This is a genomic window from Citrobacter freundii complex sp. CFNIH4 (assembly GCF_002934505.1).
In the GTDB taxonomy this organism is placed as follows: domain Bacteria; phylum Pseudomonadota; class Gammaproteobacteria; order Enterobacterales; family Enterobacteriaceae; genus Citrobacter; species Citrobacter freundii.
On sequence record NZ_CP026231.1, the window covers coordinates 1,356,936 to 1,374,793 of the forward strand.

The window sequence follows — 17,858 nt, forward strand, 5'->3', positions numbered from 1 at the left end:
TAATCATATATAATGGAGTCTGAAATGTTTTTGGCAGGGAGTATATTTTTACTGACGCTGGTACTGGTGATCTGGCAACCCAGAGGCCTGAGTATTGGCTGGAGCGCGAGTATCGGAGCTGCGCTGGCGCTGGGAACCGGAGTCATTCATATCGCAGATATTCCCGTTGTCTGGAATATCGTCTGGAACGCGACAGCGGCATTTATTGCGGTCATTATCATCAGCCTGTTGCTCGATGAGTCCGGCTTCTTTGAATGGGCCGCACTGCACGTCTCCAGTTGGGGTAACGGACGTGGCCGCCTTTTGTTTACCTGGATAGTCTTGCTTGGTGCCGCTGTTGCTGCGTTGTTTGCCAATGACGGCGCTGCGCTGATCATGACGCCGATTGTAATTGCGATGCTGCTCGCATTGGGATTCAGCCAGGGCACGACACTGGCGTTTGTCATGGCCGCAGGATTTATTGCAGATACGGCCAGCCTGCCGCTAATTGTTTCTAACCTGGTGAATATCGTCTCGGCGGACTTTTTCGGTCTGGGCTTTACGCAGTATGCCTCCGTTATGATCCCCGTAGATGTGGCAGCGATTGCGGCCACTCTGGTCATGCTGCATCTCTTCTTTCGCAGGGACATTCCGGCGACGTATGACGTTTCGCTGTTGAAGACGCCTGCCAGTGTGATAAAGGATCCGGCAACGTTCAGGGCGGGCTGGATTGTCCTGTTATTGCTGCTTGTCGGTTTCTTTGTTCTGGAGCCTCAGGGGATCCCGGTCAGTGCGATAGCGGCTAGTGGCGCAGCAATACTGTTTATAGTGGCGAAAAGAGGTCATGCCATCAACACCGGAAAAGTCCTCCGCGGTGCACCATGGCAGATCGTTATTTTTTCGTTGGGTATGTACCTGGTGGTCTATGGCCTGCGCAATGCAGGGCTTACGGAGTATCTGTCTGACGTGCTGAACCTACTGGCAGAAAAGGGGTTATGGGCAGCAACGTTCGGCACCGGCTTCCTGACCGCGTTCCTGTCGTCGGTGATGAACAATATGCCGACGGTGCTGATTGGTGCACTGGCGATTGACGGGAGCACGGCGACTGGCATCGTCAAAGAGGCAATGATTTATGCCAACGTGATTGGCTGCGATTTAGGACCGAAAATCACCCCGATTGGCAGTCTGGCAACCCTGCTTTGGCTGCATGTGCTTGCCCAGAAAAATATAACGATTACCTGGGGATATTACTTCCGTACGGGTATTATCATGATTCTGCCCGTGCTGTTTGTCACTCTGGCCGCGCTGGCGTTGCGGCTCTCCATCACTTTGTAATGAGATACAGATATGAGCAACATTACCATCTATCACAATCCTGCCTGCGGCACTTCTCGCAACACGCTGGAGATGATCCGTAACAGCGGCAACGAACCAACGGTAATTTATTATCTCGATACGCCACCGACCCGTGATGAGCTGATTCAACTTATTTCAGATATGGGAATTACGGTGCGTGCATTACTGCGTAAGAATGTTGAGCCTTATGAATACCTGGGTCTTGATGAAGAGAAATTTAGTGATGAGCAGTTAATTGATTTCATGCTTCAACATCCGATCCTGATTAATCGGCCGGTAGTCGTTACGCCGCTTGGCACTCGTCTTTGCCGCCCTTCAGAAATAGTGTTGGATATTCTACCGGAAGGTCAGAAAGGAGCGTTTACCAAAGAGGATGGCGAGAAGGTCATTGACGAAACGGGTAAGCAGATTAAGTAATCTGCCACTTCAAAATACCGGACGCCTGTACACGCTATGCGGGCGTCCGGTTTTCGCTCAAATCGGACCTCTGCGGCAGTAACAGCTTTACCATCGAGGCTTGCCATTAGCGGTAGTGTGTTGAATGTGCTGGCGTGAAAAACTTGGATTCTTGGCGAAAACTCTTCCCCAAAACTAAAACCAAAGTTTAGACAATCAATGAGTTTAAAATGGTAGCTACAGGCTGATTTGAAAGTAGAGAGGATGATAATTTCAACTTTATCAGATGGTTGCTATGATTTTAGCAATGTAATGCTGCGCCACATGGGTTGGACCGAAGCGGCTGACTTAATTGTTAAAGGTATGGAAGGCGCGATCATCGAAAACATGTAATCCAGATTCTGGGTTGTATAAGAATTGGAACCGATTGGTTCCCGTTTTTTTACCTGCAAAGTGCTTTCCTGGAACTTAGACTATTAAACTCATTTTAATAGCACTAAAGATTTAATTTTTATCTTTGTCATTACAATTCTATTTATTGATAAAAGATATCCATATCTTTCAATATTTATTTAAACCGATTCGGGTATGAGAACTAAATATAATTGAGTGGAGTTTGTATATTATTAATTATTATATGTAAAACAGTCGTTTTAAAAACAAGAAAATATTGGGGGTATATTAAAGATGGTGCGTTTTAATGTTGTTTTACTCTAATGTTAAATCCATTTTTATCAACATGTTATGATAATTTATTATCCTGAATATTAATAATGTCCAAAAAAGAACATTTTTCTCGATTGATTTTTTATTACCTTTCTGTTTTTATCTTGGCGACATGTTTGAGAAATAAAATTCAAAGCATGACTCCTTGTTATGTATGTAACTTACTATTAGTTGATGATGAAAATGGTTATTAAAATGCTAAGTTTAAAAACAGGTTTAGTGGCTGTTACATTATGCTTTGCTATGACAGTTTATGCAGGAGAAAGCGTAGTCACCGGCGGTTATGTACATACCCGGACAGATGGACAGAACCTTAACGGTCTTAACGCTAAATATGGTTATACCCCAGATGAAAGTGATTTAGGCGTTATAACATCCTTAACTATTTCAGCAAATGACGATAATGATATAGATCGTGGTTATGGTTCTGCATTAGTCGGTGCAAGTTATAAAGTAAATGATGTGATAAAACCTTATGTAATGGTGGGTATTGGGAGAGGTGCGATCAAAGCTAATGGTGAAACTGATACTTCTACAGGTTTTGCCTATGGTGCTGGTATTCAGTTTACCCCCATTGCAGCTTTCACTGTTGATGCAGGCTATGAAGGTTCTAAGGTCTTTGGCGCGCAAGCTAATAGTATTGTAGTCGGTGCCGGCTGGAAATTCTAAGGTTATTTATATGAATAAATTAATGATAATACTAGTTGCATTTTCTACTGTTTCTTTGATGTCTGGTTGCGTATCAGAAGAACAACGCTTAGCTAAGTGCGAAGCGAAGGGAATTAGCCGTGATGTTTGTTATCATGAAGAAAAAGAATATTGGAATAATTACAGTGCTAACATGAGTCGACTGCAGGCTGCTAATACACAAGCAGATGCTTTTAAAGAGTCTATGAGTGATCGCAAGAAGCATAAGCATTATGATGACGATTAATATTTTAGACCACGTACTTACTGTCTTGAGTGCTTATGTTCTTAACATTATAATCATTTATTAATTATTCAAATGCTTATGCTCAGGAATCACTCTCAAAAGCGTATTTTTTTCTGTATATAGTGATGAAATAATGCAGCGCCAGCATGGACTGCAATCAGAAGTAACAGATATTGGCGAGTTGACTCCCCCCAAGGCCAGAGGTATTTATGATAACAATGGCCTTACTTTGGTTTCAGAAAAACGCTTCGCCTGCTGTATGCAATCATTCTTTTGATGAAAGTTTGTACGGGAATACGTGCAGGGCATTGGCTGCAATGGGGTAAACACCAAGGCCTTCTGTTCGAGCTTTAATTTCCTCGAATGAGAGTGAAGGGGAAGGTTCTCGTCCTCCCCACAGATTAATACCTTCAGGAACATCGTCCCGACTGTACTCCTCGGCGATCTCAATAGTTCCGCCGCTATTCAATTCGATCACGACACTTTTTCCGTCAACAGGAATGAGATTCCCTTCATTGTCAGTGATAAAGATTTTCATTTGCTTACCTCTTATTAGTACATTCATATGATAGCAAAATTGGAAGGAGGGATGTCATTATCGTTATGATCTTTCCAGGGATTATTTTTTATAAAAATCAATATCTTATGTTGTAGCTTTGGAAGTGTGACTGGGCGCATGGCGACTTTTGATTCTATCTACCATGCTCTGTAGAGATAAACTAGAACACGTCAATGCTCATCGCAACGACTGATCAGTTTTCGCCACGGGACATGAGAATGCGCAAAGTACTTTTACCGGTAACCGCTGCGGTGTGTCTTTTTTTGATAGGTGTTTTTATTCTTAATATGCAGCTTTGGTATTCCTCTTCGACAGAAACCCTTGGAGGAGCCAGATATGCCGCGAAAAATATGGATAACATACTGGATGAAGCTTTCCAGGCAACTCGAACCGCTATGCACATCGCCGAAAAAAAATGCGATCTGGAGGGGCAATACCAACTTGGAACTGAAGCTGCACTTCGCCCTCATTTGCGGACGCTGATCATTATCCGACAGGGGAAGCTTTGGTGTACGTCACTGCCAGGTAATCGGATCTTGCTTAAGCAAATTCCGGTGTTTGCTGATACAAATTTGCTGCTTACTCCCGCAAGAAATACGGAAAATGAGATACCCGTTCTGCTGTATCAAACTCGTTTTCAAACCAACCACATCATTGTCACCATTAGCGGGGTGCATATCCGTGGAGCATTGAATGTTCCGTTAAAGGGGGTGACATATTCACTACTCGTAGGTGACGAAGTGCTTGGTTTATTGGGCGATGTGGAAACCGTTACAGCAAGCTCACAGATGTCTGGTCAGGTGAATTCCGCAAAGTATCCGTTCAGCATTATTTATAATGAACCGCCATTGTTTAGTGCAAAAAGGCTGGTTACACAAGGTTCAGGGATTCTGGTTTTTATCCTGTTAATATCTTTCGCAGCCGCTTATGCCATTGATAAATATCTAAATAAGAACGATACCCCAGAAGAAACGTTGCGCAGAGCGATAGTAAAAGGAGAGATCGTGCCTTTTTATCAACCTATCGTAAATGGTCGTGAAGGGACGTTACGCGGTGTTGAAGTACTGGCCCGATGGAAACATCCAAAAGCCGGATATATCTCTCCTGCCTCCTTCATTCCCGTCGCCGAAAAATCAGGCCTGATAGTGCCACTAACTCAAAGTCTGATGAGGCAGGTTGCGGCGAATATGAACGCCATTGCCAGCAAACTGCCATCTGGATTCCATGTTGGTATTAACTTCAGCGCATCCCATATCACTTCCCCTACATTTGTTGAAGAGTGTCTGAAATTCAAAGATAGCTTCAGCCGCCATGATCTCAACCTGGTGATTGAAGTTACTGAGCGTGAGCCATTACATGTAGATGAAGAACTTGTGCAGAGGCTCAATATCCTGCATGAAAATGGCTTTGTGATTGCGCTTGATGATTTTGGTACGGGCTATTCTGGGCTTTCTTATTTGCATGACCTGCACATTGATTACATTAAAATCGATCAGAGCTTTGTGGGAAGGGTTAATGAGCTTCCCGATTCAACCCGAATTTTGGATTGTGTTCTCGACCTGGCGCGCAAGCTGTCTTTAAGCATCGTTGCAGGAGGAGTTGAAACGAAGGCTCAGCTCGATTATCTCAACAAAAACAACATTGTTTTCCTGCAAGGGTACTATTTCTATAAACCAGTAACCTTCACTGAGTTCGTCATGATTCTGCTGGCAAAGCCTAAAGTGAAGGTTTTTGTCGAATAAATACAGGATAACCTTATTGATGAAAAGGGAGCATGAAATCTGCTTCGGGAGTAAAAATCCGATGATTATCTTTATCGTGAGACAAATCTCAGATTCTGTTATTTAAAATCTATACCCTTATCGATGTGGCGGTTATTTGTGTTTTCATATACAGCAACTGGATAATGGCATGGCAGATATAACATTCGCGATGGAGCGTGATTCAAGTCACAAAGCGGCGAAAAAAAAGTTGGATGTGCGAAACAATACGAAGTACACAAACCGCAACCAGCTTGCGATTGCCGCAGTACTGTTATTAGGTGGTATCGTCGGGGTTATTGTTTTGGCATTGTATCTAATGGCACAAGAAGGGGTGTTTCTGTATTAATTATTTAAATATTCTTATGTGTTAAATTAAGTTGCTGATTATATATTATGTCGTCTGTTAATAATATCCGACTGGTCGGGGTATTAGTGTGCCCAGACCAGCAGGATTGATAAAATTAGAACTGATAGTTTAACGATACCCAGTAGTTACGGCCCGGGTTTACGTATCCGGTAGTGGATTGTGCAGTCTGATAATAATCACCTGCGTAGGTGCTATTACGGCCCACCTGGTAAAGTTTAACCTCGCTAAGGCTTTGTTGAATAAATCAGATTTCGGGTAAGTCTCCCCCGTAGCGGGTTGTGTTTTCAGGCAATACGCACGCTTTCAGGCATACCTGCTTTCGTCATTTTGTTCAGCGCTCGTACCAGGGCCATAGCCTCTGCAACCTGACCATCGTAGTCACGCAGTGTCAGTGAACCCCCGAACAGCTGTTTTACCCGGTACATCGCCGTTTCCGCTATCGAGCGACGGTTGTAATCTGTTGTCCATTTCCACCGCGCATTACTCCCGGTCATTCGCTGATTAGCCACTGCACGGTTACGGTCTGCATATTCACCGGGCCAGTAACCCGCACCTTTTCGGGGAGGGATAAGCGCGCTGATTTTCTTACGCCGCAGTTCATCGTGACATAGCCGGGTATCGTAAGCGCCATCGGCGGCGGCTGACCTGATTTTCCGGTGGGTTTGCCGGATTAACCCGGGGAAGGCCTCTGAGTCCGTAACGTTGTTCAGCGACAGGTCAGCGCAGATGATTTCATGTGTTTTACTGTCAACGGCGAGATGCAGCTTACGCCAGATACGGCGGCGTTCCTGGCCATGCTTTTTGACTTTCCACTCGCCTTCACCGAAGACCTTCAGCCCGGTGGAATCAATTACCAGGTGTGCGATTTCACCCCGGGTGGGCGTTTTGAAACTGACATTAACCGACTTTGCCCGCCTGCTGACACAGCTGTAATCCGGGCAGCGTAGCGGAACGTTCATCAGAGAAAAAATGGAATCAATAAAGCCCTGCGCAGCGCGCAGGGTCAGCCTGAATACGCGTTTAATGACCAGCACAGTCGTGATGGCAAGGTCAGAATAGCGCTGAGGTCTGCCTCGTGAAGAAGGTGTTGCTGACTCATACCAGGCCTGAATAGCTTCATCATCCAGCCAGAAAGTTATGGAGCCACGGTTGATGAGGGCTTTATTGTAGGTGGGCCAGTTGGTGATTTTGAACTTTTGCTTTGCCACGGAACGGTCTGCGTTGTCGGGAAGATACGTGATCTGATCCTTCAACTCAGCAAAAGTTCGATTTATTCAACAAAGCCCCTCGCTAAAGTCTTTATCCAGCACGTTATTAACTGCCGTATTAAGTGTCAGATCTTTGGTCAGTTTGTAAGACATTCCCATGTCCAGGACGGTCCAGGCTTTTAAATTAGCACCTTTATCGTCATAGACGGCTTTTTGTACTGCGCTGAGATTGTCGTAATTTTCCGTGAAGCGTGGGGCCTTACCGCGATAACGTGCGCTCAGCCAGGCGTTCATATCTTCCGTTGCCTGCCAGTTCAGACGGGCGTTAGCCATATGCTTTGGTGTATAGCTTAACGGCGCGCCTTTATTGTCACCATCTTTTTGCTTGCTCTGAGTGTAGGTGTAGTTGAGAGATAAGGTCAGCACATCCGACCATAGAGGGAAGGTGCTGGCAAATTCAACGCCATCGGTCCTCGCCTTGCCGCTGTTGGTATAACTGTTGGTATTATCATCGATAGAATACGAGACAATTTTATTTTTGTATTCAGTATAGAAGCCGGTAATGTTGGCGTTAAGCCCGGCGTTGTTCTCGTAATACAGCCCGGTTTCGTAGCTGATGCTTTCCTCTGGTTTGAGGTCCGGGTTCCCGACCGTATTCACCGTTCCTTGTGCGGTTACGCCGCTGATCCCGTTATGCAACTGGCTAAGTGATGGCGCTTTATAACCGGTCGTTACGCCGCCTTTGAGCGTCCATTCGTCGGAAACATCCCAGACCATATAGGCTCGTGGGCTGAGATGACCGCCAAAGACATCGTTATGCTCATAGCGTGTTCCTGCGGTTAAGGCCAGCGAATCGAGAATATGCCATTCATCTTCGGCATAGGCTGCCCACGTTTTTTGGTGGAACGTCTCGCCGGTATTGGCCAGAACCACACCATCTTTCATCCGTGCATCCCAATATTCCCCGCCGAGGGTTAACAGATGCGAATCACCTAGTGGTGTCAGCAGCACGGAGTCCAGAATGACGTTGGTGTTCTTCAGTTCACGCGCGTCACCGGCCCGACCTGCGTTCTCTGGCGTGAGTGCGGAGGAGACCAGTTGTCGGCCCTTGTTCTCGGTTTCATTCCAGCCGAGGGAGGATTTCCAGGTGCCGAACGTTAAGGCGGTATCGCGGCCGAGGGTCACTTTGTTACGCTCATAGCGCAGCGTTTTATCATAACCTCCCGTCAGGTTACCCAACTGACCGTCATCGTTGTCATAACGCTGTCTGGCGGAGTCGAGATCCAGCCACAGCGTATTGCTTTCATTGGCTTTCCAGTCGAATCGCGTGCCAATATTGTAGTTTTCCGACTCGGTTGGATAAGGTACGCGGGTGGAAGAGGTATCGCTCAGCGAAGTGACGCTGGAACCCTGACGCTGAGTTGTGCTCCCCCGAACCTGCATATCCAGTACGCCCGCGATTAACGGGCCGCTTGACCAAAAGTTGGCGACCGTACTGTTACCCCATTTATTGCTCTCTTGCAGGTTAACGCCGGTATTGATGGAAGTGCTCCATTTATCGGTGCTTTTTTTGGTGATGATATTCACCACGCCACCGATTGCGTCGGAGCCATAAAGCGTCGACATCGGGCCGCGGATAACCTCAATATGATCGATTGCCGCCAGCGGGGGCATAAAGCTGGTATTCATGGCAGAGAAGCCGTTTGGCGTCACGTCGCTGCTGCCGTTTTGACGAATACCGTCAATCAGGATCAAGGTATAGCTGGCGGGCATGCCACGGATGCTGATCTCCAGACCGCCAGTTTTACCGGTGCTGCTTTCAACATCTACCCCTTCAACAGAACGCAGGGCTTCACCTAAGTCATTATATTTATTGGTTTGTAACTCTTGCTGCGAAATAACAGAGACGCTGGCGGCGGCATTGGTGATTTTCTTTTCGTAACCGGAAGCGGTTACCACCATGACATCTTCAGCAAATACCAGGGGGCTGGAAAATCCTAAACAGGACAGAACGACAGAGGCAACAGGTTTTAAACGCATAGTCAAACTTCCTTTGTTAAAAATCAAAGGCAGTAAGATAAGTGATCGTAATGATAATACAAATAATTATCATTACAAATTTACATAACTTGTCACTTCTGGTGTTTTTTTTGAATAAATATACATAAATTGTCATGAATTTTAGATAAGGAAATAGCAGGAAGGGTAAATAGTCCGCATGAGTAATTATTAGATAGGGATTAATATTCCTTTGAATAAATGGCGAGGGATTAATCTATATTTTGAGATTCACATCGTACTCATAACGGAGTATCAGAAAAAAGTATGATAATTTTAGAAAATCGTCATACTTTTCTGCGCCGCATCATTTTTTTCGTCATTTCTGTCCGCCATAATCCCTTCCCCAGGAGACTGCTTAACGACTGTAAATCGTTATGCAGCATAAAAATAACGTAAATCTGGATAACATAATGATCAAAGGCAAGCTGGCACTGCTTACGTGCGCATTGACTCTCGCATTAACCTCACCACTTCTCGCCGCGCAAAATGCGAGCGAAGGGCAGACGTTAAAACTGGCAATTGGACCGGAGCCAACGGAAGGTTTTGACCCGATGTTGGGCTGGAGTCATGGCAGCTATCTGCTTTTGCATGCACCATTATTAAAACAAAATGCAGATATGAGCTGGGGAAACCTGCTGACGGAAAAAGTAGAGACCAGCGCAGACGGCAAAACCTGGACGTTGATGTTAAAACCTGACCTTAAATTCTCTGATGGTTCGCCGTTAACCGCTGAAGATGTGGTGTTCACCTATAACAAAGCAGCAAAAAGCGGCGGCAAAATCGACATGGGAAACTTCACCCATGCCAGTCTGAAAGATAACCGCACGGTAGAAATTACATTGCGTAGCCCGCAAAGTACCTTTGTGAACGTGCTGGGTTCATTAGGAATTGTTCCGCAAAAACGGTATGACGAAAAAACATTCGCTAAAAATCCGATTGGCGCGGGTCCGTATCGACTGGTGAGTTTTCAGCCGGGGCAGCAGTTGATCGTTGAGGCTAACCCCTGGTATGCCGGTAAGAAAAATGATTTCAGTAAGCTGGTGTTTGTCTTCCTTGATGAAGATAACGCTTATGCCGCAGCGCGTAGCGGCCAACTGGGACTCGTACGTATCGCGCCGTCGATGGCGGTCGCTCCTCAGCAGAAAAATTTGAAACTTTGGGTACGCGACAGCGTGGAAAACCGGGGCATTGTGTTCCCGATGGTTCCTGCAGGTAAAAAAGACGCCAATGGCTATCCGATTGGGAACGATATCACTGCCGATGTTGCCATCAGGCGCGCCATCAACTACGCCATCGACCGTAAGCAGCTTGCCGATCAGGTCATGGAAGGTCATGCGATTCCGGCGTATAGCGCGGTTCAGGGGCTGCCATGGCAGGGACAATCAGTTGCGTTCAAAGATGGCGATAGCGAAAAAGCGCGAACGATTCTGGAAGAAGCCGGCTGGAAGGTGGGTAAAGATGGCGTACGTGTGAAGGACGGTAAAGAGGCTCGCTTAACGTTGTGGTACGCCAGCGGTGACAGTACACGCCGGGATTTAGCCGAAGCCGTACGTGCGATGCTGGAGCCAGTGGGTATTCAGATTTCTCTGCAATCCGGGAGCTGGGAAACTGTTGAGCGGCATATGCATGCCAACCCGACGCTGTTTGGCTGGGGAAGTCTGGATCCGATGGAGCTTTTCCATCACTACAGTAATCAGGCTGCGGGCGTGGAATATTACAATCCAGGTTATTACAGCAATCCTGTCGTTGAGCAGCATCTTAAACAGGCAATTGACGCTCCGGACTGGCAAAAAGCGTTGCCGTTCTGGCAGCAAGTTGAGTGGGATGGCAAGCAAGGGGCTGGCGTGCAGGGCGATGCTGCCTGGGCATGGCTGCTGAATATTCAGCATACCTACCTGGCAAATCCGTGTATTGACTTAGGTAAAGGCGCACCGGAGATTCACGGTAGCTGGTCACTGCTCAATAATCTGGATGAATGGACCTGGACCTGCCGTTGATGAAGTCTGTTGTGGGCCATTTTCTACGGCTGATAGTGTTATTAGTGCTGGTTGCGGCTGGCACTTTTGTGCTGCTCAGCTTTTCTCCGGTCGATCCGATTCGGGCTTATATCGGCAACGATCTCCTGCATGTGCCGCCGGAGCAATATGCGCGTATCGCGGCTCGCTGGGGATTGGACCAACCGCTATGGGAGCGTTTGGGTCACTGGTTTGGCCGTGTATTACAGGGCGATCTCGGCTATTCAATGTTGTTTAACGCACCGGTTGCCAGCGTGATCAAGGAACGCTTTTCTACCTCGTTTGCGCTGCTTGGTGGCGCGTGGCTGCTCTCTGGCATATTGGGAACGGCAATGGGGTTTGTCGCGGGTCGCTACCTGAATCGCTGGCCGGATAAAGCAATCTGTCGCCTCAGTTATCTGCTTTCTTCGCTGCCGACCTTCTGGATTGGCATGCTGTTGCTGGCATTATTTGCCGTGCGCTGGCCGGTATTTCCGGTCTGCTGCGCGTGGGAGCCGGGCAATAGCGGCGATATGGCGACGCTGACTGAGCGTCTGCGCCATCTGGTGCTTCCCGTTTGCGCGCTCAGTTTGCTGGGACTGGGACAAATTACGCTTCATACGAGGGAAAGCATCGCCAGCGTGATGAAAAGCGATTTTGTCCGTTTTGCGCGTTCTCAGGGAGATAAGGGCTGGTCACTGTTACGCCATCAGGTTCTGCGTCATGCAATTACGCCTGCGCTGTGTTTGCAGTTTGCCTCGCTGGGGGAGTTGTTGGGAGGCGCATTATTGGCCGAAAAAGTCTTTGCTTACCCGGGACTGGGGCAGGCCACTATTGATGCCGGATTACGTGGAGATCTGCCGTTACTGATGGGAATTGTATTGTTCAGTACCGTATTGGTGTTTATTGGTAACTCGCTGTCTACCTGGCTTGTCCGTATGTTGAACCGTGCTCTGGAACGACCTGATGCTCTATAACCCGACGCCGACGCTGATTCGTCTTTTGCTCTCTTTTAGCTGCCTGGTATTCATTGCAGTGTATGGTGCCGCAATGCTGGATAACCCGTTGAGCGTTAATCTGCTTGCCCGGCATTTACCGCCTGATGCGCTGTACTGGTTTGGTACCGATAACCTTGGTCGCGACCTGTGGATCCGTTGTTTTCAGGGGGCACTAACCAGTCTGCAAATTGGTATTGGTGCGGCGTTGTGCAGCGGTTTCATCGCGTTAGTGATGGCGGCGGTTTCGCGCATACATCCGCGTCTGGATGTGCTTATGCGCCTGATTACCGATGCCATGCTGTCGATGCCGCATCTGCTGTTGCTCATTTTGATCTGTTTTACGCTGGGCGGTGGGAAAAACGGCGTGATTATGGCGGTTGCGCTGACCCACTGGCCGCGTTTGGCGCTAATCCTGCGTGCTGAAGCGCAGCGCGTGGCCCACAGTGACTACTTGACGCTGACCTGGCGTCTGGGGCACGGCCATTTTTACTGCTGGCGACATCACTATCTACCCGCCTTATTACCTCAATGGCTAACGGGAACACTACTGATGTTTCCCCACGCGGTGTTGCACAGTGCGGCGTTAAGCTTCCTCGGTTTTGGGCTGGCACCGCATGAACCGTCACTGGGACTGCTGCTGGCGGATGCGCTGAGATTTATCAGTCATGGCGATTGGTGGTTGGTGCTGTTTCCGGGACTGATGCTGTTCAGTCTGGTGATGTTATTCGATCAGCTCGCAAGGGCGGTACATCGTTTATGGTTACGAGGTGACGCATGTTGAGTTTAAGACAGGTCTCGCTGGAGGTGGCGCGTTATCGCTGGTATGGCGCGAGAAACTGGTCTTCGCTGTTGCAGGATATCTCTTTCGACGTGGCACCGGGTCAAATGGTGGCGTTAGTGGGAGGAAGCGGGGAGGGTAAGAGCCTGCTGCTGCAATGCCTGCTCGATCTCTTACCGGAGAATTTGCGCTTCCAGGGCACTATCACGCTGGAGGGAAAAACGCTGAACAGCGATGATATTCGCAAATGTCGTGGCAATACCTTCAGCTATGTCCCGCAAGGCGTTCAGGCGCTTAACCCGCTGCTCTCGATTGAAAAGCATCTGCGCAGGGCATGCCAGCTTTCTGGCCAACAATGGAATGCCGGAAAAATTGAACGATTGCTCCAGCGTAGCCGACTGGAAAGTCGCGTAGTAGATGCTTTTCCGCGCCAGCTTTCAGGCGGTATGGCGAAACGTGTCCTGGCCTGTCATGCGTCTCTGAGTCAGGCTCGCTATATTCTGGCGGATGAAATTACCGCCTGGCTTGATGCACCTCTGGCTAATCAACTCCTTGAACAGTTGCGTGAGCAATGTGAGCAAGGGGCTGGCGTTTTATGGGTAACGCATGACCTCACGCTGGCGGCCCGCCATGCGGATCGTATTGTCGCGCTGCATCAGGGAAGGGTGTCGGATAACGTCAGCCGGGAACAGCTGTTACGCGGAGAGATTAGCGAACATCTGCAACGACAATGGCGGGCGCTGCCTGAAAGAAATCAACTTTTTGGAGAGCGCGATGTTGTGCTGTCGTGATGTAACAATCCGTCAGGGAGAAAAGGTTCTGTGGCAAAATCTGACCTTCTCTCTACACCCTGGAGAACGTATTGGGATTTGTGCGCCAAGTGGGACGGGCAAAACGACGCTGGGACGCGTGCTGGCGGGCTGGCAGAAACCAACTTCGGGTGACATTCTGGTTGATGAACAACCGTTGCCGATGCACCAGTATTGCCCGGTGCAACTGGTGCCACAGCATCCGGAATTAACTTTTAACCCCCGACGCAGCACCGGTGATGCGGTTCATGATGCCTGGCGACCGGATGCTGAAATGCTTACCCGTCTTCACATCAACCCAGAGTGGTTAACTCGCCGCCCCGGACAACTTTCTGGCGGTGAACTGGCGCGAATTGCTTTACTTCGTGCGCTGGACCCGCGGACACGTTTTCTTATTGCTGATGAAATTACCGCCCAGCTCGATCCTTCCATTCAACGGGATATTTGGGCGCTGCTGCTTGAAGAATGCCAGCGTCGACCGTTGGCTATGCTGATTATCAGCCATCAGCAGGCCCTGCTTGATCAGCTTTGTTCCAGCAAACTCATTGTAACGTGAAATGAGATAGAGGCTTGTAGCTGGTCTATTGATTAAATTGATACGTTATATTATAACATTTCACTCGCAAATGATTTGAGGGTGAAATTTTGGCTATTTGTATTAATAAACTGACAATTGCTCTGGGGATGCTTTTAGTCAGTGGTTCGGTTATGGCGCACGGTCATCATTCCCATGGTGCGCCGATGAGCGAAGCAGAACAAAAGGCGTCGGAAGGGGTTTTTGATGATAACCAGGTGCAAAATAGGGCGCTGACCGACTGGGATGGCATGTGGCAATCTGTCTATCCGTATCTGGTCAGCGGCGAGCTTGATCCGGTCTTCAAAAAGAAAGCGGAGAAAGACAAAAGCAAAACGGCAGAACAAATTAAAGATTACTACCGTAAAGGTTATGCAACCAATGTAGACACCATCGGCATCGAAAATGACGTAATGGAATTTCACACCGGTAATCAGGTTGCATCATGTAAATACGACTACGCCGGTTATAAAATTCTGCACTATAAGTCAGGCAAGAAAGGTGTACGTTATCTGTTTGAGTGTAAAGACGCTAACAGCAAAGCACCTAAATACGTGCAATTCAGCGATCATATTATCGCGCCGCGTAAATCGAGCCACTTCCATATTTTTATGGGAAATACCTCGCAGGCAGCCTTGCTTGAAGAGATGGAAAACTGGCCTACCTACTACCCTTACCAGTTGAAGGGAGAAGAGGTTGTGGATGAGATGCTGCACCATTAATCCGGGCTAACCTTATCTGTACACACCCGTCACCAGTGGCGGGTTTTTTAATTCATAACCTTCTCTTTCCATCACCCGATGCATTCGTTAGCATATTGTCTCGCAGCAAGTGCATGTGTTTTTTCAGGAAGAGGTTAACGTGTTCGCAGAGTATGGAGTTCTGAATTACTGGACGTATCTGGTGGGGGCTATTTTTATCGTGCTGGTACCGGGGCCAAATACGATATTTGTGTTGAAGAACAGCGTTGGTCGGGGAGTGTAGGGCGGTTATCTCGCCGCAAGCGGTGTGTTTATCGGCGATGCCGTGTTAATGTTTTTGGCCTATGCCGGAGTTGCCGCATTGATCAAAACAACGCCCGTTTTGTTCAACATCGTTCGCTATCTTGGCGCGTTTTATCTGCTGTACCTCGGTGCGAAGATCCTGTATGCAACACTGAAATCGAAAGCTGGCGATGCCGCGCCTGAAGAAGTCCCGTTTGGCGCTATTTTTAAACGTGCGTTAATTCTGAGCCTGACGAATCCTAAAGCTATTTTGTTTTATGTGTCGTTCTTCGTGCAGTTTATTGATGTCAATGCGCCGCACTCAGGGCTGTCATTCTTTATTTTGGCTATTACGCTTGAGATAGTGAGCTTTTTCTATCTGAGCTTTCTTATTTTCTCCGGCGCGTTCGTGACGCAGTATATCCGTACGAAGAAAAAGCTGGCCAAAGTGGGTAATTCCCTTATTGGTCTGATTTTTGTTGGTTTTGCCGCTCGTCTGGCCACGCTTCAGTCGTGACGCCATTGGCCCGTTGGTTACGGCGGGCCTTCAATATTACACCCTGCAATTCATTTATAATTGTATTGTTATAACCAATAAATGGTATTTTAAATGTATATTATGAGGCGTACCCTGTGTACAGCAGCGGTTCAGTAAGAACTCGCTGGTTGTCGACTGGAAAAGGGAAGAAAAATGCTTCAAATTCCACAGAACCATATCCATACACGCTCTACTCCATTCTGGAACAAAGAAACGGCACCTGCCGGAATTTTCGAACGCCACCTTGATAAAGGAACCCGTGCCGGGGTTTACCCTCGACTTTCGGTTATGCAGGGGGCGGTCAAATATCTCGGATACGCAGATGAACATAGCCCGGAGCCCGTAGAGGTGATGGTTATTGAAGCCGGTCAGTTTGGCGTTTTTCCACCGGAAAAATGGCATAACATCGAAGTGATGACCGACGACACTTACTTTAATATCGATTTTTTCGTTGCCCCGGAAGTTCTGATGGAGAGCGCGAATCAACGAAAAGTCGTGCGCACCGGCAAGGAGTAAATCATGGGCAAAGCAACCTATACCGTAACAGTGACCAATAACAGCAACGGCGTGTCAGTCGATTATGAAACTGAAGCGCCGATGACGCTGTTGATTCCGGATGTGGCCGCTGAAGTGGTTAAAGACCTGGTCAATACGGTACGTTCATACGATACCGAGAATGAGCACGACGTCTGCGGCTGGTAGATGTTAGCCTCTGCCTCTGATTGCATATTTAATGAGATGGTCACTCCCTCCTTCCCAGTACTATGCTGAGGACAGGCTTTCATTCGGAGAACCATCATGGAAAACATTGCGCTTATTGGTATCGATCTGGGTAAGAACTCTTTCCATATTCATTGTCAGGATCATCGTGGGAAGGCCGTTTACCGTAAAAAATTCACCCGACCAAAGCTAATCGAATTTCTGGCGACATGCCCGGCAACAACCATCGCGATGGAAGCCTGTGGCGGTTCTCACTTTATGGCACGCAAGCTGGCAGAGTTAGGGCATTTTCCAAAGCTGATATCACCGCAATTTGTCCGCCCATTCGTTAAAAGCAACAAAAATGACTTCGTTGATGCTGAAGCTATCTGTGAAGCAGCATCACGTCCATCTATGCGTTTCGTGCAGCCCAGAACCGAATCTCAGCAGGCAATGCGAGCTCTGCATCGTGTCCGTGAATCCCTGGTTCAGGATAAGGTGAAAACAACTAATCAGATGCATGCTTTTCTGCTGGAATTTGGTATCAGCGTTCCGCGAGGTGCTGCCGTTATTAGTCGACTGAGTACCCTTCTTGAGGACAGTAGTTTGCCTCTTTATCTCAGCCAGTTACTGCTGAAATTACAACAGCATTATCACTATCTTGTTGAGCAGATTAAAGATCTGGAATCTCAGTTGAAACGAAAGTTGGACGAAGATGAGGTTGGACAGCGCTTGCTGAGTATTCCCTGCGTTGGAACGCTGACTGCCAGTACTATTTCAACTGAGATTGGCGACGGGAAGCAGTACGCCAGCAGCCGTGACTTTGCGGCGGCAACAGGGCTGGTACCCCGACAGTACAGCACGGGAGGTCGGACGACATTGTTAGGGATTAGCAAGCGGGGCAACAAAAAGATCCGAACTTTGTTGGTTCAGTGTGCCAGGGTATTCATACAAAAACTGGAACACCAGTCTGGCAAGTTGGCCGACTGGGTCAGGGAGTTGTTGTGTCGGAAAAGCAACTTTGTCGTCACCTGTGCTCTGGCAAACAAGCTGGCCAGAATAGCCTGGGCACTGACGGCGCGACAGCAAACTTACGAAGCATAAAGGCAGAAATACACCAGTTTAAACAATCATTC

Annotated in this window: 17 protein-coding genes and 5 pseudogenes; 17 read left to right on the forward strand and 5 right to left on the reverse strand. The window is 47.9% G+C overall.

Annotated elements, in window-relative coordinates:
* Nucleotides 1-24: 24 nt before the first annotated feature.
* The 5 genes and pseudogenes from C2U41_RS06945 (at nucleotide 25) to C2U41_RS06965 (ending at nucleotide 3,391) form a co-directional block, all read left to right on the forward strand.
* Nucleotides 25-1,314, forward strand: coding sequence for an arsenic transporter (locus C2U41_RS06945; RefSeq protein ID WP_103849215.1), 1,290 nt, complete (start codon nucleotides 25-27; stop codon nucleotides 1,312-1,314).
* Nucleotides 1,315-1,326: 12 nt separating this feature from the next.
* Nucleotides 1,327-1,752, forward strand: coding sequence for a glutaredoxin-dependent arsenate reductase (gene arsC, locus C2U41_RS06950; RefSeq protein WP_103849213.1), 426 nt, complete (start codon nucleotides 1,327-1,329; stop codon nucleotides 1,750-1,752).
* Between the two features lie 282 nt (nucleotides 1,753-2,034).
* A pseudogene (locus tag C2U41_RS30070) lies at nucleotides 2,035-2,109 on the forward strand (hypothetical protein); the annotation flags it as partial.
* 543 nt (nucleotides 2,110-2,652) lie between these two features.
* Entirely contained in the window at nucleotides 2,653-3,126 is a 474-nt protein-coding gene (locus C2U41_RS06960; RefSeq protein ID WP_224773599.1) for an Ail/Lom family outer membrane beta-barrel protein, read from the forward strand.
* Between the two features lie 10 nt (nucleotides 3,127-3,136).
* Entirely contained in the window at nucleotides 3,137-3,391 is a 255-nt protein-coding gene (locus C2U41_RS06965; protein WP_003846687.1) for a hypothetical protein, read from the forward strand.
* Between the two features lie 60 nt (nucleotides 3,392-3,451).
* Here the strand turns inward: C2U41_RS06965 and C2U41_RS30075 are convergent.
* Both C2U41_RS30075 and C2U41_RS06970 read right to left on the reverse strand, forming a co-directional pair.
* A pseudogene (locus C2U41_RS30075) lies at nucleotides 3,452-3,552 on the reverse strand (cytochrome b); the annotation flags it as partial.
* 104 nt (nucleotides 3,553-3,656) lie between these two features.
* Complete coding sequence (locus C2U41_RS06970) at nucleotides 3,657-3,929, reverse strand: hypothetical protein (RefSeq protein WP_003030757.1); 273 nt, start codon at nucleotides 3,927-3,929, stop codon at nucleotides 3,657-3,659.
* 239 nt (nucleotides 3,930-4,168) lie between these two features.
* Between C2U41_RS06970 and C2U41_RS06975 the strand changes: the two genes are divergently transcribed.
* Both C2U41_RS06975 and C2U41_RS06980 read left to right on the forward strand, forming a co-directional pair.
* Nucleotides 4,169-5,692, forward strand: coding sequence for an EAL domain-containing protein (locus C2U41_RS06975; RefSeq protein WP_103849212.1), 1,524 nt, complete (start codon nucleotides 4,169-4,171; stop codon nucleotides 5,690-5,692).
* A 169-nt stretch (nucleotides 5,693-5,861) separates the two neighbouring features.
* The gene (locus C2U41_RS06980; protein WP_061549978.1) at nucleotides 5,862-6,059 is read left to right on the forward strand and encodes a hypothetical protein; all 198 of its coding nucleotides are present in this window, start codon (nucleotides 5,862-5,864) and stop codon (nucleotides 6,057-6,059) included.
* 115 nt (nucleotides 6,060-6,174) lie between these two features.
* Here C2U41_RS06980 and C2U41_RS30080 read toward each other — a convergent pair.
* The 3 genes and pseudogenes from C2U41_RS30080 to C2U41_RS07000 form a co-directional block, all read right to left on the reverse strand.
* A pseudogene (locus C2U41_RS30080) lies at nucleotides 6,175-6,309 on the reverse strand (hypothetical protein); the annotation flags it as partial.
* A gap of 55 nt (nucleotides 6,310-6,364) precedes the next feature.
* Complete coding sequence (locus tag C2U41_RS06990) at nucleotides 6,365-7,288, reverse strand: IS5-like element IS903B family transposase (protein ID WP_001118619.1); 924 nt, start codon at nucleotides 7,286-7,288, stop codon at nucleotides 6,365-6,367.
* A gap of 78 nt (nucleotides 7,289-7,366) precedes the next feature.
* Nucleotides 7,367-9,328, reverse strand: a pseudogene (locus C2U41_RS07000) (TonB-dependent receptor); the annotation flags it as partial.
* 395 nt (nucleotides 9,329-9,723) lie between these two features.
* Between C2U41_RS07000 and C2U41_RS07005 the strand changes: the two are divergent.
* The 10 genes and pseudogenes from C2U41_RS07005 (at nucleotide 9,724) to C2U41_RS07050 (ending at nucleotide 17,826) form a co-directional block, all read left to right on the forward strand.
* On the forward strand, nucleotides 9,724-11,346 hold the full coding sequence (locus tag C2U41_RS07005; protein WP_048233562.1) for an ABC transporter substrate-binding protein: 1,623 nt from the start codon (nucleotides 9,724-9,726) through the stop codon (nucleotides 11,344-11,346).
* On the forward strand, nucleotides 11,346-12,320 hold the full coding sequence (locus C2U41_RS07010) for an ABC transporter permease (protein ID WP_103849244.1): 975 nt from the start codon (nucleotides 11,346-11,348) through the stop codon (nucleotides 12,318-12,320). Before C2U41_RS07005 ends, C2U41_RS07010 begins: the two co-directional genes overlap by 1 nt.
* Nucleotides 12,310-13,122: an ABC transporter permease gene (locus tag C2U41_RS07015; RefSeq protein WP_103849243.1), complete on the forward strand. Its 813-nt coding sequence runs from the start codon at nucleotides 12,310-12,312 to the stop codon at nucleotides 13,120-13,122. The genes C2U41_RS07010 and C2U41_RS07015 overlap by 11 nt, the downstream gene beginning before the upstream one ends.
* Nucleotides 13,116-13,910 (forward strand): ATP-binding cassette domain-containing protein, encoded by a 795-nt coding sequence (locus C2U41_RS07020; RefSeq protein WP_103849242.1) that lies wholly within the window; start codon nucleotides 13,116-13,118, stop codon nucleotides 13,908-13,910. The genes C2U41_RS07015 and C2U41_RS07020 overlap by 7 nt, the downstream gene beginning before the upstream one ends.
* Nucleotides 13,894-14,484 (forward strand): ATP-binding cassette domain-containing protein, encoded by a 591-nt coding sequence (locus tag C2U41_RS07025; protein WP_003030739.1) that lies wholly within the window; start codon nucleotides 13,894-13,896, stop codon nucleotides 14,482-14,484. Before C2U41_RS07020 ends, C2U41_RS07025 begins: the two co-directional genes overlap by 17 nt.
* A 128-nt stretch (nucleotides 14,485-14,612) precedes the next feature.
* Nucleotides 14,613-15,224: a metal-binding protein ZinT gene (gene zinT / locus C2U41_RS07030; RefSeq protein ID WP_231865366.1), complete on the forward strand. Its 612-nt coding sequence runs from the start codon at nucleotides 14,613-14,615 to the stop codon at nucleotides 15,222-15,224.
* A gap of 139 nt (nucleotides 15,225-15,363) precedes the next feature.
* Nucleotides 15,364-16,002, forward strand: a pseudogene (leuE, locus tag C2U41_RS07035) (leucine efflux protein LeuE).
* Between the two features lie 174 nt (nucleotides 16,003-16,176).
* Nucleotides 16,177-16,539, forward strand: coding sequence for a DUF1971 domain-containing protein YeaR (yeaR, locus tag C2U41_RS07040; protein WP_003030735.1), 363 nt, complete (start codon nucleotides 16,177-16,179; stop codon nucleotides 16,537-16,539).
* A 3-nt stretch (nucleotides 16,540-16,542) separates the two neighbouring features.
* Nucleotides 16,543-16,725: a DUF1869 domain-containing protein gene (locus C2U41_RS07045; protein WP_003840863.1), complete on the forward strand. Its 183-nt coding sequence runs from the start codon at nucleotides 16,543-16,545 to the stop codon at nucleotides 16,723-16,725.
* A 96-nt stretch (nucleotides 16,726-16,821) separates the two neighbouring features.
* Nucleotides 16,822-17,826, forward strand: a complete 1,005-nt coding sequence (locus tag C2U41_RS07050; protein WP_000427614.1) for an IS110-like element IS5075 family transposase — start codon at nucleotides 16,822-16,824, stop codon at nucleotides 17,824-17,826.
* Nucleotides 17,827-17,858: the final 32 nt, after the last annotated feature.